This window comes from Algivirga pacifica (genome assembly GCF_039543525.1).
Taxonomy (GTDB): domain Bacteria; phylum Bacteroidota; class Bacteroidia; order Cytophagales; family Flammeovirgaceae; genus Algivirga; species Algivirga pacifica.
In genome coordinates this window covers 13,836-30,860 of record NZ_BAABJX010000004.1, presented here as the reverse complement: position 1 = coordinate 30,860, position 17,025 = coordinate 13,836, and the positions used below count along the sequence as shown (strand labels likewise).

10 protein-coding genes are annotated in these 17,025 nt (G+C 39.2%); 5 read left to right on the top strand and 5 right to left on the bottom strand.

Features of this window, described 5'->3' with window-relative positions; all coding sequences use genetic code 11:
- Positions 1–132 precede the first annotated feature (132 nt).
- On the top strand, positions 133–2,586 hold the full coding sequence (lon, locus tag ABD985_RS00775; protein WP_345368548.1) for an endopeptidase La: 2,454 nt from the start codon (positions 133–135) through the stop codon (positions 2,584–2,586).
- A gap of 136 nt (positions 2,587–2,722) precedes the next feature.
- Here the strand turns inward: lon and ABD985_RS00770 are convergent, their stop codons facing one another.
- Positions 2,723–3,946: a YncE family protein gene (locus ABD985_RS00770; protein ID WP_345368502.1), complete on the bottom strand. Its 1,224-nt coding sequence runs from the start codon at positions 3,944–3,946 to the stop codon at positions 2,723–2,725.
- 190 nt (positions 3,947–4,136) lie between these two features.
- Between ABD985_RS00770 and ABD985_RS00765 the strand changes: the two genes are divergently transcribed.
- Positions 4,137–4,568 carry a hypothetical protein gene (locus ABD985_RS00765; protein ID WP_345368501.1) on the top strand — a complete coding sequence of 144 codons (432 nt, stop codon included), beginning with the start codon at positions 4,137–4,139 and terminating at the stop codon, positions 4,566–4,568.
- Positions 4,569–4,725: 157 nt separating this feature from the next.
- On the opposite strand, the gene ABD985_RS00760 is transcribed toward ABD985_RS00765, so the two are convergent.
- Together ABD985_RS00760 and ABD985_RS00755 are read right to left on the bottom strand one after the other, a co-directional pair.
- On the bottom strand, positions 4,726–5,934 hold the full coding sequence (locus ABD985_RS00760; RefSeq protein WP_345368500.1) for an NAD(P)-dependent oxidoreductase: 1,209 nt from the start codon (positions 5,932–5,934) through the stop codon (positions 4,726–4,728).
- Positions 5,935–6,140: 206 nt separating this feature from the next.
- Positions 6,141–6,782, bottom strand: coding sequence for a leucine-rich repeat domain-containing protein (locus ABD985_RS00755; protein ID WP_345368499.1), 642 nt, complete (start codon positions 6,780–6,782; stop codon positions 6,141–6,143).
- A 613-nt stretch (positions 6,783–7,395) separates the two neighbouring features.
- Here ABD985_RS00755 and ABD985_RS00750 point away from each other — a divergent pair.
- The gene (locus ABD985_RS00750) at positions 7,396–7,953 is read left to right on the top strand and encodes a 1-acyl-sn-glycerol-3-phosphate acyltransferase (RefSeq protein WP_345368498.1); all 558 of its coding nucleotides are present in this window, start codon (positions 7,396–7,398) and stop codon (positions 7,951–7,953) included.
- A 42-nt stretch (positions 7,954–7,995) separates the two neighbouring features.
- Here the strand turns inward: ABD985_RS00750 and ABD985_RS00745 are convergent, their stop codons facing one another.
- On the bottom strand, positions 7,996–9,363 hold the full coding sequence (locus tag ABD985_RS00745; protein WP_345368497.1) for a T9SS type A sorting domain-containing protein: 1,368 nt from the start codon (positions 9,361–9,363) through the stop codon (positions 7,996–7,998).
- 529 nt (positions 9,364–9,892) lie between these two features.
- Here ABD985_RS00745 and ABD985_RS00740 point away from each other — a divergent pair.
- Positions 9,893–11,653, top strand: a complete 1,761-nt coding sequence (locus tag ABD985_RS00740; protein WP_345368496.1) for a carbohydrate-binding protein — start codon at positions 9,893–9,895, stop codon at positions 11,651–11,653.
- Between the two features lie 318 nt (positions 11,654–11,971).
- Here ABD985_RS00740 and ABD985_RS00735 read toward each other — a convergent pair whose 3' ends face one another.
- A complete protein-coding gene (locus ABD985_RS00735) occupies positions 11,972–13,438 on the bottom strand; it encodes a helix-turn-helix transcriptional regulator (RefSeq protein ID WP_345368495.1) in 1,467 nt (488 codons plus the stop codon).
- Positions 13,439–13,919: 481 nt separating this feature from the next.
- Here ABD985_RS00735 and ABD985_RS00730 point away from each other — a divergent pair, with 481 nt between their 5' ends.
- Positions 13,920–17,015, top strand: a complete 3,096-nt coding sequence (locus ABD985_RS00730; protein WP_345368494.1) for a SusC/RagA family TonB-linked outer membrane protein — start codon at positions 13,920–13,922, stop codon at positions 17,013–17,015.
- Positions 17,016–17,025: the final 10 nt, after the last annotated feature.

The window sequence follows — 17,025 nt, the reverse complement described above, 5'->3', positions numbered from 1 at the left end:
CTTCAAATTGGCAAACCTATTGATTAACTTTACTGATTATATAACTGTATCATGCTGCTGTGCTATTTTAACTTATACCAATAGCAACAACGACTAGCAACTAAACCTTATACAGTTTTGAATGGATTATTAATGAGGGATAATATTAACGATATGATGAGTGAATTTTCGGAAATGGAAACTGAAGGGCAATTGATCTCAGTCGTTCCTGCAGATGAGGATGATAGTGCTTTTGATGAAATGGAACATACCGAATTACCTGTTTTGCCATTGCGCAATGCAGTTCTATTTCCAGGGGTAGTCATTCCAATTACCGTAGGAAGGGAGAAATCTGTCAAATTGGTGCAGGAGGCTTATGATTCTTCAAAAGTAATAGGCGTGGTTGCTCAAAGAAGCAGCAAGAAAGAAGATCCGGCTGTGAAAGACCTATATAAGGTCGGAACAATTGCTAGAATCATTAAGACGATAAAACTACCAGACGGCAATACAACGATTATTATTCAAGGAAAACGAAAGTTTGCTATTGATGAGGTAGTTACGGAAGACCCATATATGGTAGTAAAGGCTTCTGTGATTAATGATGACTTCGCCTTCTCAACGGATGAAGAGTCAGAAGCATTGGTGGCTTCCTTGAAAGAAGCGGCCTATAGAATCCTGGAACTGAATAAAGATATTCCTGATGATGCACGTATTGCATTAGACAATATTGATAGCCTTGGCTTCTTGGTGAACTTCCTTTCTTCCAACTTGAACGTGGAAGTGAAAGTGAAGCAAAAGCTATTGGAAATTAAGAATGGAAGGGAAAAGGTTACGACTTTATTGGAGTACATGTTCCGTGAAATTCAGATGCTGGAGCTTAAAAATGAGATTGCCAGTAAGGTAAATCAGGACATCGACCAACAACAAAGAGATTACTTCCTTCGCCAGCAAATGCGTGTTTTGCAAGATGAGCTGGGTGTAGAAGGACCTGAACGCGATGCTTTGGAGCTGGAGAAGAGAGCTGCCAAAAAGGATTGGCCGGAAACAGCTGCGGAGCATTTCGATAAGGAGCTTCAAAAGCTGAAAAGACTGAATCCTGCAGCGGCAGAATATCCAATTGCATTGTCTTACTGTGAGTTCTTGTTGGACTTGCCTTGGTACGAGGCAACAGAGGATAAGTTTGACCTAAAGCAGGCACAAAAGATATTGGATAACGACCATTATGGACTAGATCATGTTAAGGACAGAATTATCGAGTACTTGGCGGTATTGAAGCTAACGAAAGATATGAAAGGTCCTATCCTTTGCTTATACGGCCCTCCGGGGGTAGGTAAAACCTCTTTAGGGAAGTCCATTGCCAAGGCATTAGGTAGAAAATATGTACGTATGGCTTTAGGTGGTGTAAAAGATGAGTCGGAGATTCGTGGACACCGCAAGACTTACGTAGGTGCTATGCCGGGTAAAGTACTGCAGAACCTTAAAAAGGTGAATTCTTCTAATCCAGTATTCGTATTGGATGAGATCGATAAGGTAAGCGCAGACTTCCGTGGAGATCCTTCTTCTGCTTTGTTGGAGGTATTGGATCCGGAGCAAAACAGTGCCTTCGCAGACAACTACCTGGAGGTAGATTATGATTTGTCTAACGTCTTGTTTATTGCAACAGCCAATAACATCAGTACCATACAGCCAGCCTTATTGGACCGTATGGAGATGATTGAGGTGACGGGGTACTCTGTAGAGGAGAAAATTGAAATTGCGAAGAAGCACCTGATTCCTAAGCAAAGAAAACTACATGGTTTGACCGCTAAGGATATCTCTTTCGATAATAAATCGATTAGAGCGCTGATTGAAGGATATACTCGTGAGTCGGGTGTCCGTAGCCTGGAGCGTACCATAGGGACAGTCATCCGTAAGGTAGCCAAGTCAGTAGCCATGGAGGAGGAGTATCAGAAGAAGATGACGCCAAAAGAAATTGAGCGTTTACTGAAAACTCCTTCTATCCAAAAAGAGGTATACCAGGACAATGAAACGGCAGGGGTAGTGACAGGGTTGGCATGGACCTCGGTAGGAGGAGAGATTCTCTTTATTGAGTCAAGTTTGAGTAGAGGGAAAGGAAGATTAACCCTTTCTGGACAACTTGGAGATGTCATGAAAGAATCGGCAACTACTGCATTATCGTACTTGAAAGCCAATGCCGATAAGTTGGGTATTGATCACCGTCTCTTTGAGCAGTACGATTTGCATTTGCACGTACCGGCAGGTGCAGTACCTAAGGATGGACCATCAGCAGGTATCACCATGTTGACTTCCATTGCATCTATCTATACGCAGCGAAAAGTGAAAGCGAACTTGGCGATGACTGGTGAGATCACCCTAAGAGGGAAAGTATTGCCAGTAGGAGGGATCAAAGAAAAATTTCTGGCTGCCAGAAGAGCAGGGATTAAGGAAGTGATCTTCTCAGAACGTAACCGTCCAGACGTAGAGATGATTGATGAGCAATATACGAAGGGAATCAAGATCCACTTTGTAGATATGGTAGCCGAAGTATTAGATATCGCTCTGACGAAACAGAAGGTAAAGGACCCGATGTCTTTGGAGTTGAAGTAAAATAGAACTTAAGATTACATATAGAGAAAGGAGAAAGGATGAAGGATTAATTATTAAAAAGGTTTTAAATTCCTTCATCCTTCATCCTTCATCCTTCATCCTTCATCCTTCCATACTGAAGTGCTGTGTAGCTTTATCAATACACAATATCAAAATCAAAGATGCTAATACTGGCATATTTGTAATTACATACCCATACCTCTACATGATTGTCCTCCTGATAAGTGGCTACACCCACAGGACCTCCATAGGATTTCACTTCTCCCACTTTTTCCAGATCGTAAGCACGATAGATTTCAAGTTTATTGTCTCCATAACAAGTACAGAAAATTAAACTTTTATCCTCTGAGAAAGCAATGGTTCTAGGGTCGTCCGCAGTTTGACAAGAGGCGGATAGTTCTAGGCTTTCTTTATTGATCTTGATGAGCTTCTCTGCACTACTTAAGGTTGCGTACAGATAATATTCATCTTCTAGTAAATGTCGGGGTTGTCGGTAGCCTGTTAGGATAGTGTCTACAGCATAAGTTTCCATATCCCTGACCATAATACTATTACTGGCCATATTGGTACTAAATAGCTTCTTGGCAGAAGGTGAGGCGACAATACCCCTTGGAACAGCTTTCGTTTTTAGGTCTTTGATTTTTTTCCAGTCGTTGGGGTCATCGGAGGATATATCAATCACACTAATGGTATTGCTGTGCCAGTTGGAAACGAATAGCCGATCGCCTTCCGGGGCAAGGCTGATATATTTTGGCGTGGTGCCGGTTTCAATAAATTTTAATTGGGTCAGTTGTCGAGTTTGATCGCTGTAGACGACATACCCCTCCTTGATAGGTTGTTTAATTTGCTTTTCAACCATGTGGAGGTTCCATGCTACGATTCCTCCGGCATTGTGTAGGGATACCCAAAGGTATTTTCCGTCGTGACTAAAACATCCTTCTACAGGCTTTTCCTGCATGGAGCTGTACCACTGACGAGTTTGGTAGTTATACCCTTTTCCTTGTGTGGGCTTGAAGCGGAGCTCCCGGTTTAGTTTACGACTTTTACGGTCATATTCATACACACTGAGTCCTTCCAAGTTGAGGCTGTAGATTTTACTTTTATCTGGAGAAAGTAAAACAGATTTAATTCCTCTTCCCTGGGCATTCATTAATTGTTGACGGGTTAATTGTACTTTGGCGTGGGTATAAGGAGAAAAACTAGTACTGTGATTTTCAGCAGAAGCTAAAAGTGCATTGGATGAGATTTTACTCCTTTTTTGAAAAAAGGAGGCATCAATACCATTGGCCAATAATAGAATCATTATCAGATCAAAGACTGTGAGAAAGAAAATCAACCGCTTTATGATTTTGTGTGGCATGTTATTGCTAACAGGTTTAAAGGTATTGTTTTTAGTACGCTTGTAGCATATTCAGTTAATGTTAAAGATAGAAGGGGAAGATTTATAAATCAATAGTCATATATGGATAAATCAAAGATAAGCTAGCCTTATTTTTATATATAGGGAGCTTTGACTAAACCATGTTAACGTTTTTACGTACTGAAATGGTATGGTACAAGCACTAATAATTGAAATTCAAAAGACAAGGGAGTTGTTTTTGGAACAATATGCAGAGGTTATGGATGAGTGGATGGAAACCTTCATGGAGCATCCAGAACTTCAAGAAAAACTGACCGACAGATTAAATCACTTAAAGCAAAGTGAAATAAACTGTTGGAAGAAAGTCGAACAGTGGGGAAATAATTTACCCGTATTTTCTCCTTATCAGGAAGGGGAGACTACCCAAGCCATGCTGGAACGCATGAAACAAAAAGCAAAACAAGAGGAAGATAATGAAAAAGCCTTGGAGGAAGGTAAGCAGTATTTAGAAGAATTGAATGCTTTATTTCTTCCGTTAAAGGAGATTATGTCTGAAGTCCAAAAAATTAAAGCAGCCCTTCGCTTACAGGCGCTGAAAGACAAACTTAAGAATGAAGAGTGAAGGTTTGCGGCCGCCATGCCATGGTTATTGCTTTAAAAAGGTTTATCGGTTATTGCTTATCGTTTATGGTTAAAATAAGTTTCTTAACCGATAACCGATAACCGATAACCGATAACCGATAACCGATAACCGATAACCGATAACCGATAACCCCAATTTACGCCTTACCCTCTACAAAATCCTGCATATACTGGAAAGGCTCATTTAATTGACCTTTTTTAGTAATCGTGGCCTTGTGAAGAATTTGGTCTGGATCTTCCACTAGTAACAGTGGCAAGATATGGTCTAGCAAATGTTGTCCGAAATCTTCTGAGGCATCCTTGGGAAGTTCGCAAGGTAAGTTGTCTACCGCCATGACCGTAATGTGGTCTTTACTTGAATAGGCCGTAGCTTCTTCTCCTGTTTGAGGATTATAGTCATATACCGGATTGGCAATGGTGGAAGGCCTTACCGTTGAAGGAATGGCACAGGCAATATCACAGCTAATATCGGCAATTGTTTTGATCTTGAACTCTGCTGATTTGACATCTTCCTCTGTGAAGAATACAGGAGAACGGTTATCCCAGAAGTGTCCTGCGATAAAGAGATCGGTTACTTTAGTGAAACGCTTGAAGTTTGACTGATACTCTTCTCCATGGGCGTAGAAGTGCTTAAAGTCAAAAGGTTTTCCCTCTTTATGCTCTACGTACTCATCGGCATCAATCCACGTATACACGGGCTCCTCAAAAGTTTCTGACAAGAATCGATCAGCATTTACCCTTTTAATAGAGAGTGCTTCTAGAATTTCGTTGGCACCTTTAGCTACTCGACCACTACCTGTCAAAACAATCTTGATAGGAGGAAGCTTTACCTTATGCAGTTCTTTATTTAATTCCCTTAAATCATCGCATAAGTTTGCAGGTTTAAGAGTGTATAGTCCTTCTCGTTTCCCATAGGTTAACAAACCATTATAAGCTCCTACCAAGCCAGCAAAACGGCCAAAGCCTAGCACTCTATTGCCATTAGGGTAGGTCAGGCACTCGTAATCGGTAAGCTGAATCTCTTTTTGTATAATCGCTTGAATCAAGGGACGATTATAAGGTTGAAACTTATGGGTATGGGAGAAAAAGAAATAATGCTTTTCTGGAATTAAATCATCCAAAGGAACCTCCTTTACTCCGAATAACACATCGCAGTCTGATAAGTCTTCCTGTAGAGAAATTCCAGCATTACTATAAGCTTGGTCAGGAAAACAGCGTATAGGGCTAGGTTGTATCACCAATTCAATAGAAGGGTATTGTTCTTTTATGGTTTTACATTGTTCCGGTGTAAAGGGAACACGTTTGTCTGGAGGCATCTTGCCTTCTCTAATGATACCTATTTTCATTTTTATTTAGTTTTGTTGATGTTGTTTAATTGTGCTTCGCTCGTTCATGATGTTTAGTTGTTTTACTAACGTCAACTCAAAATTGTTTAATGGAGTTTTGCCCATTCATAATGCTTAGTTTCTTACGCCTTTAGAATAAACAACTAAACATTATGAACACAGTTGTAAAACAACTGTAATTAAACATCATGAACAAACATAATCGATTAGTGGAGTTGAACATCACAATTCGGGTGTCGCTCACGGAAATTATCCAACTGCTTCATGTCTATGTACTTCTCACTGAGCATCAATACTTGTAAATGAGGAAGCTCTTCCAGCATAAACAGGGAATCCACAGGAGTATCTCTTAGATCGATAAGCTTTAATGTAAATTGAGAACGTAAAGGACCAAGCTCTGTGATATTGCTATCTCGAGCAGAGAAAACTTCTAGCTGCATTCCTGAAAGGTAGGAAATATCGTCAATCAAGGTATGGTCCAGGTAGATTTGCTTTAAACCATTATTAAGGATAAGGCCATCCAGTTCACTGATGTCTGTATGGTTCAGGTACAATGTTTCCAAAAGTGGGAAATACATTAAAGGATAGATGCTATCGATACTGCTATGCTGTGCATAAAGGTCTTTCAACTGTAACAATTGGTTCAGAAACATATTATCAGGCCATAGCGGATAATCCACCGCTTGTCCATGGATTTCCTCATAGACCTTGGCTGCGGTCCATTCTTTTCCTTTAGCAAATACCGTCAAGATCTCATCTTTAGGAGTTTGTGCTTCCTGAAAGCGAAGGCTAACGGTCAATAGGATTTTCCATTCTTCGGAAAGGTTGCGCCAATCGGTTGGTTTCATGCTTATTTGGTTAGTGAGGTGAGTGATTAGTGTTTGGAAATTAGTGATTGGTGTTTGAAAGTTAGTGGTTGATTGTTTTAAATAATCTATATCCACAGGCCCAATCACTAATCACCAACCACTAACTACCAACGAAGACAAATTAATGGAGAATATCATATAGATCAAAGTAAGGCAATCAATTCTGTTTTTAGAAGGTTTTTTGACAAGGAAAAATTCTTTATACTTGTGGTTAGACAATTATCAGAATTGGGGTAGATTTCTTTTTATAGGAGACTTGCTACGCTACCCTATTTTTTTAGAGCTTGTTTGAAATCCAGATTTTGAGAATAAAACTTCTATAAATTGACTGAAGAAGGCCTGATTTGAGCCTAATAGGGGTTCTATTATGGAGATAATCAGGGCTTTTTCAGCTAAAATTAGAGGAGTTTTATTCCAAAAGATGTGGTTCCAAACAAGCTCTTAAGACTATAGTGTTAAGATGAATTCTGTTACAGGGTTATCGTAGTAATTTGGTAAATGACTTATAAACGATAAGCAATAACCGATAAACGGTAGATATGTAGCAGTTTCAGCATCTATATGACCATCATTTTTTACAAATACTAACATTATGAAAACATCATGGATAGAGTCCTTGGCGGTTCGCTGGTTTCACGCTACAGGATGGAAGCTAGAAGGAGAATTTCCCAAAGACCAAAAAAAGTTTGTGGTTCTTTTTGGCCCTCATACAAGCTTTTGGGATTTCTATGTGGGGGTTCCTGCCAGAGCATTGACTGGGCTTAAAATTGATTTCTTAATTAAAAAAGACTTATTCTTTTGGCCTTTAGGGAGTTTTCTGAAGAAAACAGGAGGACATCCAGTAGATCGAAGTAAAAAAAATAACCTGACGGATCAGGTCGTAGAAATGTTTCAGACTCATGAAGAGTTTCGTATGGCCATTACTCCGGAAGGGACCAGAAGTAAAGTATCTAAGTGGAAAACCGGGTTTTATCGAATCTGTATGAGGGCGGGCATTCCCATGATTCCCGTAGGGTTGGATTTCGCTACCAAAAGAGTGATTATCGATGAGCCTTTTTATCCATCTGGAGATATGGAACAAGATATGACTGTATTAAAAGATTTTTATCGTCCATTGCAAGGAAAGCATCCGGAGAAAGGTGTGGAATAAATGATGGTAGAGGCAGCCTAATTAGGCTGCCTCTACCATCATTTATTTCTTATGGATTTTTCGATGAACTTTCTGTCCATTTTCTAATTCTATTTGAAGTAAATACAACCCTTTATTGACCCTATTTAGAGAAAAGTTTGTCTGAAAACCTTTTTTTGCTTCATACTGGATCAATTGCCCTTCTAAAGTATAAAGCGAAATATGAATTATTGATTTATCAGATTGTATATGAATCAATTCGCTGGATGGATTGGGATATACCTTGATAGTAGCTGTTGGAATTTTTTTGATAGAAGTGATGGTAGAATCTACCCAGTTAGGGTCTTCCACTGGCTTGTAAACCCTTAACCAATCCACTTTCATACTATTTTTCGCAGGGTCTGCCAAGTCTTCATCGGTGGGTGTGCGCCCAGCCTCTACATGCCAATCCTGAGACTCCATATTGATGATAATATCCAGTTCTTTGGTGAATCCATTTCCTTCCTGATACTGAAAAGGGTCAATCACACTGACACTGGAAGCATCGCTAGCCGATTGGAGTCGCTTAAAATCATAAGTGGAACTATTGGAATGAATCGTGACAGCTTGGTACCCTCCGTCAAAATCTAGTTGGCCATTGGTCATGGAAGGGTGGCTGTATTCCCATTGTCCATTGATTTTATTGGCAAAAGCCTTATGATATAAAACCCTGACCAATTCTCCATCGATATAGTACTCAAAGTGGAATGGGCTAATCCAGTTTACTCCTATGCGTACATATTGTCGTTCACCATTGTTCCAAGAGTATTCTCCCCAGCTATTAACTCCTTCTTTTCGCCACCAGCTATTACGATCCCTTGGTTGATAATCCGTAAATGGATTACGAATAAAGGAATGATGGCTTAAGTGAATGAATTGTGCGAAGAATTCATTGCCATTATTAGCACCACCATAACATTCAATCATATCAATTTCTTGGGTGTCATCTGCACTGAGTAACCACACATCCGAAGCCAACGCAATATCCGCAACGCTCACACGCGCTTCTACAAATACAGGGTACTTCACTTTAGTATTTGACGTTATACAGCCTGCATTCACTCCAGGAACCCCCATTTTAGCGGTATTGTCGTTTCGTGAGGCTCTCAATACAAGATCATTGCCATCGACCGTAACATGGTCATATTGCCAATAAGTGGTTCCTGGTCCATTCCATTGGTTGTGGTAAAAGTTATACCATTTATCACCTCCAAAGTTGACCTTCTCATTGGTTGCAGAAAACGTATAGTTGAAATCGTCGGATGGTTTTTCTTGTAATTCCCACATCATTTGCTCGCCCGCAGGCGCAGGAACAGGAATGTCTTTCCAGTCTTGAGCGTAGCCACAGTGTACAGTAAAGACAAGTAGTATTGGTAATAGAATCTTTTTCATTCTCATGGTTAGTTGATCTGTATGTATTTCGTTTGTGTTAAGGCAACTCATAACTCAAATATGCGGTATAGAATTGAATTATACTTAGAGAGAATAGTCATTTAAATGGTATGTTCAGTTAAAGTTCAGTTAAAAAGCACCTCAAAAGCTTTTTTAGTGCTTATGTGTTGAGTTTCTACTGGGATAGAAGATGAGGTGAGTATTGACTCAACAATTACTCAACGAAGGATAAATGAGGGAGGATACAGTTTTTGTCTAGTAGGTAATCTTGGGATATCATCGACTTCTTACCAAGTTTGAATTGTAAAGGGTACACTTATCGAAATCATCCTGATTAAATTTATGATGAAAGTGTCTGCAAACAACTTCTTTGATAAGTGACGTTTACTGCTTTTAACGGATGTTATACGTATAAACATTCATGCCTATGAATAGATAACAGATGAACAAACACATAAATGCCATTGCTCCTTCCAAAGCAATGGCATATTTATCTGAATGATTATTTACCAAAACAAATACTTACTAAATGAGAACTAGATTATTAGTAATCCTTTTTTATAGTATAGGATGGTTGACTACAGCATTTGCGCAAGAGTGGAGTGGTATACCGATAGCTCCTGATGCCGGAAATGGAAAGCAATGGGAGTTGCAAACGGTACCGTCCGATGATTTCAATTATACCTTCAATGAAACAACACAGCGAACTAACTTTGGCTCCAACAAATGGTATAACTTTTATCATAACCAATGGGATGGTCCAGGGACGACCTACTGGCAACACAACCACGTGTCAGTGGATGGGGATAACCTTGTATTACGTTCATCCCGAAATCCAAGCACAGCAAAGATGGGAGTTCCGGGAGTGAATGCAGGTTGTATAACGTCAAATACTAAGGTGAAGTACCCTGTTTTTGTAGAGGCCAGTGTGAGTGTTGCGGATATTGCGTTGGCTTCGGATGTGTGGTTGCTTAGCCCGGATGATACCCAGGAAATTGATATTATTGAATGTTATGGTGGTGCTGGCAGTGGAAATGAGTTTTTTTCTCAGTTCATTCACTTAAGCCATCATTCCTTTATTCGTAATCCGTTTACTGATTATCAGCCTCGAGATTATAATAGTTGGTGGGCTAAGGATGGTGTGAGTAGTTGGGGGACATATTGCTGGAATAATGGAAGCCGCAAATATGTACGTATAGGGGTGAATTGGATTAGTCCAACCCATTTTGAGTACTATATTGATGGAGAGTTGGTCAGGGTTTTATATGATAAGGCTTTTGCAACCAAGAAAGGCAGTACGTGGTACTATACTTATCCGACTATGGCTAATGGAAATTTAGTATTTGATGGAGGGTATCAGGCTGTGGTCAATCACGCTAGTAGTAGTAATTATAATTTTCAAATGCTTCAATCGGCCAGTAATGCTTCCTCTGTCAGTGTGATTGATCCATATAATTTCCAAGGGGGAAATGGCTTCACGAAGGAGTTGGATATTATCATTAATGTAGAGTCTCAAGACTGGCATGTGGCAGATGACCGAACACCAAGTGATGCTGATTTGAGTAATCCAGCAAAGAATACAATGAAGGTGGATTGGATCAGGGTGTATAAGCCTGTAGCGCAAGAAGAAAACACCTCTAGTAGCATTACCATTGAAGCGGAAGACTTTATAGAGAGTAGTGGAACTTTCAACGATGGGCATGTACCCTATGGTGTCAATAGCACAGGGTTTGGTATTAATTGGGTAAATAGGGAAGATTGGGCAGATTATACGTTTTATGTTACGCAGGCAGGTGAATATGCTTTTTCCTATACCATCGCTACCCCTATGGCCAACGCCCAAATTGAATTGGTAATTGACGGGCAGGGTGTTTCCCAGGATAATGTTCCCAATACAGGTGACTGGAATGCCTATACGACACTGCAGGCTTATGGAAAGAAAACGCTTTCCGTTGGACAACATACACTTCGGGTCTTTGCTTCTGGCAGTAACGATTGGCAATGGAATCTGGATAAAGTTGTACTGAATAGTACGAATGGGAGTGCACGAAAAGCTCAGGAGATGCATCTGAAAACCCTGAAGATCGTTCCCAACCCAGCTTCTGATCATTGCCAAATTATAGGACTTCCTATTATCGACCACGTACAAGTTTATAATGCCTTAGGTGCTAAAGTAAATATTCCTGTCAATGGTAATGTTTTGAATTTGAAAGGACTAAAGGAAGGGATGTATTGGGTAGAAGTAAACTCAGGACATGATCGAGTAGTAGAGCGGCTACTGATTCAATAGTAATTTAATAGAGTTTATCACGGTTAATTGTCTGTGAGTAAAAAAGCCTCTGAACTGCTTCTAGAGTGGGGTAATTTTCAATGATCAATTTTTAATTAAAATGAATCACTCAAAAAGGCTGCTGAACTAGTCCTAGAGTGTGTTAATTATTGAAAATTAATCATTGATCATTCAAAATTATAAAAGCTATAGCGTATCACTGACCTATTTTAAGAGCTCAGAGTTTTCTGCTTACACTAAATTAACCGTGATAAAGTCTAATAGTGAGTTATGAGTTTTAATTTTTTCCAAGACTAACTCATAACTCATCATTCACAACTAGCCTATCTGTGAAATAAACTCTTCCAAATTATCTGTTCTGGACAACCCTAATTTTTTTCGGATACGGTAACGGGTGGTGTGTACACTCTCCGTAGAAATGCCCAAAAGTCTTGCCATGCCTTTGCTGTCAAAGTTGAGTTTAATGAGGGCACAGATTTTTTGATCTCCTTGGGTAAGATCAGGGAAACGTTGGTTGAGTTCTTTATAGAAATTGCCATTCACCTCAATAAAACGAGCTTCGAATTCTTTCCAGTTAAGATCGGTATTCAGGTTAATTCTTTTGGAAAGCTTGTTAAGCTTTTGGCTATCGGGTTTCTTGATTTGCTCAGCCAGACTTTTTTTGATGTCTGCCAATGTTTCTTCGTGTTGTATGATCTGTAATACGGAGGCAGTCAGTTCTTTGTTTTTGACTTCCAATACTTCCTGCATTTTTTCTTCTTCCAGTTTCTGCTTCTGTATCAATAGCATCTGTTTCGCCTTGTGCTTATTACGGATATTGCGATAGATAAAGAAAGAGACAAGAATAATAGCGGCCAGGGCAACATACAGGATCAGAGCACGTAAATAATTGAGATGATTCTCCTGTGTCAGTCGCTCTAACTCCTGCTGTTGTATCAGTTCTTTTTGTCTTTGTTTTTCTTTTCGATACAAGTCTTTAATCTCTAGTATTTTTTGGTTTTTGGAGTTACGGCTTCCGTAAAAGCTTTCATTGAATTGCTTGGCTTGGATAAGCATGGCATAGGCTTCTTTATTTTTGTTCGAAGCCAGAAAAAGCTGAGAAAGTTCTTCGTAAATCAATGGGATAAGGTCGGCGTGAGATTTGTAGAGCTTACTTTCTTTTAAAGCCTTTTTTAGAGAAATCTCTGCACTTTTTGATTGACCAAGTTTGCGGTGTATTAACCCCATAAAATAATGGTAGATCACCAGATAACTGGGAGAGGTTTCTGTGAAAAACTGTTCTAGTGGAATGAGAGTGGTCAAGGCTTGCTGATAATGTCCATCGATATAGGCATTATATCCGAATTCTGCATTAATAAAGGAGTTGTCATTTTGTATATTAGGGTACTTTTTCTTCACTTGAAGACAACTGTCTAAGTAGGTGCGAGCCAGTGCCGTATTTTGTTTTTTCCTGGCTAAAGTCGCTAACGCATAGTAATTGTCTACTAACAACAACCGTTGAATACTTTCATCTGCTTTTAATAATTGTATCGCCTGATTAAAGTAATTCTTAGAGAGTTCTTCCCGCTCATAAAAACTATATAACCATCCTAGACCATGATATACTAATACTCTTAGGGAATTATTATTAGTAGCATCAGCGATAAAAAGTGCATTCCAATAATCGTCATAAGCATCCCCAAATTGCCCATGGTGTGCTTGAAGTTGTGCCCTACCTACTAATGCGCTCACCAATGAGGTACTATCCTTACTGATATAGGCCTGTTGGTAGGCTTGCGTATACAAGTTTAGGGCACTATCAGGAGAACTGAACTTAACTTGATCTGCAAGTTGGATTATTTCTATAAGGTCTATAGGTTTGTTTTTTATATTTTTTTCAAAAAAAGTACCCTTATTTACAGTGTCATAATTACAAATACCCTTATTACTAATGAAAATAAAGAGTAAGGAGCAGTATAAAAAGACTTGGGTATTGACATGGAGATGTCTAGTTAAATTATTGCGTATTTTCATGTTTGTTATTTGTAATTATCTGTTAATTAGTATAGTAAGTTTTTAATGTCTAGTGAAATTTCAGTTTTATTAGGTGTATTTTTTACCCTTGTCTAGTTTTCATCTAGTGATCATAATGTAATGATAAGATTATTTTTTGGGATATTTATAAATGTTTAGCAGACACTTGTAATTGACTTCCATCTACTTCTTTTATGGAAATAATACAGATAGAAGTTTTTTTTAATAATTGAAAATTATAAAAAGAATGAGAATGGACATCACATATGTATCCAGAATACTGTGGACATTCTTACTGATTCCATTGCTGGCTTTCACAGCTTTTGGACAGGAAAGAATCATTAACGGTAAAGTGACTGATGCAGAGACAGGAGAGTCACTCCCAGGAGTAACCATTATGGTGGTTGGGGAGGTCTCTACTGGGACAACAACAGATTATGAAGGAGAGTTTTCCTTGTCAATTAACGAAGGAGTAACAGAGATATCTCTGTCCTATATTGGTTATAAAACACAAGTCATAGAATTAGGAAATCAATCTACTTTTGAAATCGCTTTACAGGTCGATGTAAAGTCCTTAGATGAAGTAATTGTGGTAGGTTATGGTATACAGACCAAAAAGGAGATTACAGGTTCTGTAGCCTCTGTACAATCGGAGGATATTGCTAATATTCCTACTTCTGATCTGGGAGAGTCCTTACAAGGAATGATTGCTGGGGTGGATGTGCAGTCTTCTTCAGGAAGACCGGGAGCTTCAGCTAATGTGCAGATTCGAGGAGTTGTATCTGCTACATCTGCAGGAAGCCCATTATATATAGTTGATGGAATTCCTTTTAGGGAGAATCCTAATATTGCTCCCGAGCAAATCGAAAGTGTTGATGTTTTGAAAGATGGTGCTGCGGCCTCTATTTATGGGACAAGGGCAGCTGGAGGAGTTATTTTAATAACAACCAAGAAAGGAACAGAAGGAACATTTAATGTAGATTTTAATGGTTATTCAGGTATACAGAATATTGTTTCCTCTACATCCTTGATGAATACTACACAACAGCTTTATGTAGAGCAAATGCAATTAGCAGCCATTGGACAAAAACCTATTATGTTTTTATTCAATCCTAATGCACTCTACAATGACTCCGATTATGTGGGAGATGTACTAAATGATAATGCTCGTATGCAGAGCTATAATCTTGGTGTTTCTGGGGGTTCTCAAAATTTGACATTCAATCTGTCAGCTAACTACTTTGATCAGGCAGGAGTGATGATTAACTCAGGTTTTGAACGCTTGTCTACTCGTATGAATGGGGAGTATAGAAAAGGAAAGTTTAGGGCATTTGCTTCAGTAGGTATTACACAAGAGACAACAGAACAAGAACCTTGGGCATTGTATGAGTATGCGATTATTCAAAAGCCATGGAATGTGGCTTTGGGTAACTTGGAGTCTGTCGGTGGTAATAGTGTTTTTGTACCTTCTCAAAATCCTATTCAGTTTGGTTGGTTGGCGAGGCAATTACAAAATACCGATGTGAGAGAGGTCAATTCGACTAATTTAGCTTTGACCATGGAATATGAGATTTTGGAGGGATTAAAGTATCAGGTAAATCTGGGTAAAAATACATGGGATTACGAAAGAGTATTTTTTAGGCCACAGTTTATTGTTTATAACGACAATGGTATTGTCCCTACAGGCTCCACGATGGATGCCATGTTGGATCAAAATTATATCTCTAACAATAGCCAGACATTGGAGAATATATTAAAATATAATCACAGGTTTGGAAAGCATCAGTTAGGAGTGACAGCAGTTTATTCTTGGGAAGAATATCACAGCAAGCAGTTTGGTATAGGAGTGGTAGGGTTGCTGAGTAATGAAACTCCAGTATTAGGGGCAGGAGAAACAGGCTTAAAGCCAACAGGCTCTCAGAATACTCAATCCCTGATTGGTAAGATGGCGCGTGTACAGTATGATTATGATGATCGTTACCTGGCATCTTTTAGTATCCGTAATGATGGCTCTTCTAATTTTGCTCCAGAAAATAGATACGGGACCTTCTTTGGAGGATCAGTGGGGTGGAATATTAGTGAAGAAGTATTCTTTAAGGAGAGCGCAGCCTTGGGTAGTATTTCGAATCTTAAGTTGAGAGCAAGTTATGGGGAAGTGGGAAATCAGAACATAGGTCCATATCGCTATATGCCGGTAATTGAGGCAGGGGTAGACTATCCTTTTGGAGCGGAAGGAAAAGAAGAACTAGGGGTAGGCTCCATTCAAAGGCAATATGCTAACGAAGGTATTAAGTGGGAAACGACTATTTCCAAAAACATTGGTTTGGATCTAGGCTTATGGGAAGACCGCTTGAGTTTTACTGCGGATATTTATCAGAATGATAAGAAGGATATGTTATTGAATCAGCGTATTCCTCCATCTTCAGGAACTTGGCCAACGCGAGCAGCAAGTCAGTTTAATTATATTGTTGTTAATGCAGGGGATATGGTTAATAAAGGGTTGGAATTTTCTGCCCAATATAGAGAGAAGTATGAAAGTGGGTTAAAGTGGAGTATTTCTGCTACTTATGCCAAGAATATCAATTTAGTAACGGATCTGAATGGCTTAGAGGGGTTTGCTCTAAGTGGTGGGCGCCCAATTACTTCTCGTGGAGAGCGTACAGATTACACGACTTTCTTGATCAAAGGATATGAAGCAGGTGCATTTTTCTTATTGGAGCATCAAGGAGTAATCAAGACACAAGAAGAATTAGAAGCTTATCGTATCCTGAACCCAAGTGCAATGCTGGGTGATATGATGTACAAAGACCAAAATGAAGATGGTAAGATTGATGATAACGATCGTGTTTACAAAGGTTCTGGACAAGCGAAATTCAATATTGGTAGTAGTTTGAATGTAGAATATAAAGGAATTGATCTTTCTGCGCAATTATATTACTCTCATGGTGCCAAAGTGTTTAATGGAGCTAAGCTGTTTGCTTATGGAGCAGGGAGACATCTGGATCAATATTATATGTGGACGCCGCAGAATACCGACTCTGATATTCCTACCGTTAGGGGTAATCAGGAACATGAAAATACTAGGGCTCGCTCAGACTATTACCTGGAGGATGGAACGTATATGAGAGTAAGAAATATTACGCTGGGGTATACTTTCCCGAAAACACTTTTTGCAGAAAAAATCAATAGTCTAAGGTTATATGTAACGGCTCAAAATCCATTCACCTTAACAAAATATTCAGGGTATACGCCAGAGGTAGGAGGAGATGGACTCTTTACCAGAGGAGTAGACATGGGGAATTATCCGGTGACCAGAAGGCTTCTGGGAGGATTGAAATTTAGTTTTTAAGGATTAAAAC

What these genes read in the sequence shown, in the direction of transcription:
- lon (WP_345368548.1), top strand. Translation starts at nt 133, where the DNA reads ATGAGGGATAATATTAACGATATGATGAGTGAATTTTCGGAAATGGAA.
- ABD985_RS00770 (WP_345368502.1), bottom strand. Translation starts at nt 3,946, where the DNA reads ATGCCACACAAAATCATAAAGCGGTTGATTTTCTTTCTCACAGTCTTT.
- ABD985_RS00765 (WP_345368501.1), top strand. Translation starts at nt 4,137, where the DNA reads ATGGTACAAGCACTAATAATTGAAATTCAAAAGACAAGGGAGTTGTTT.
- ABD985_RS00760 (WP_345368500.1), bottom strand. Translation starts at nt 5,934, where the DNA reads ATGAAAATAGGTATCATTAGAGAAGGCAAGATGCCTCCAGACAAACGT.
- ABD985_RS00755 (WP_345368499.1), bottom strand. Translation starts at nt 6,782, where the DNA reads ATGAAACCAACCGATTGGCGCAACCTTTCCGAAGAATGGAAAATCCTA.
- ABD985_RS00750 (WP_345368498.1), top strand. Translation starts at nt 7,396, where the DNA reads ATGAAAACATCATGGATAGAGTCCTTGGCGGTTCGCTGGTTTCACGCT.
- ABD985_RS00745 (WP_345368497.1), bottom strand. Translation starts at nt 9,363, where the DNA reads ATGAAAAAGATTCTATTACCAATACTACTTGTCTTTACTGTACACTGT.
- ABD985_RS00740 (WP_345368496.1), top strand. Translation starts at nt 9,893, where the DNA reads ATGAGAACTAGATTATTAGTAATCCTTTTTTATAGTATAGGATGGTTG.
- ABD985_RS00730 (WP_345368494.1), top strand. Translation starts at nt 13,920, where the DNA reads ATGGACATCACATATGTATCCAGAATACTGTGGACATTCTTACTGATT.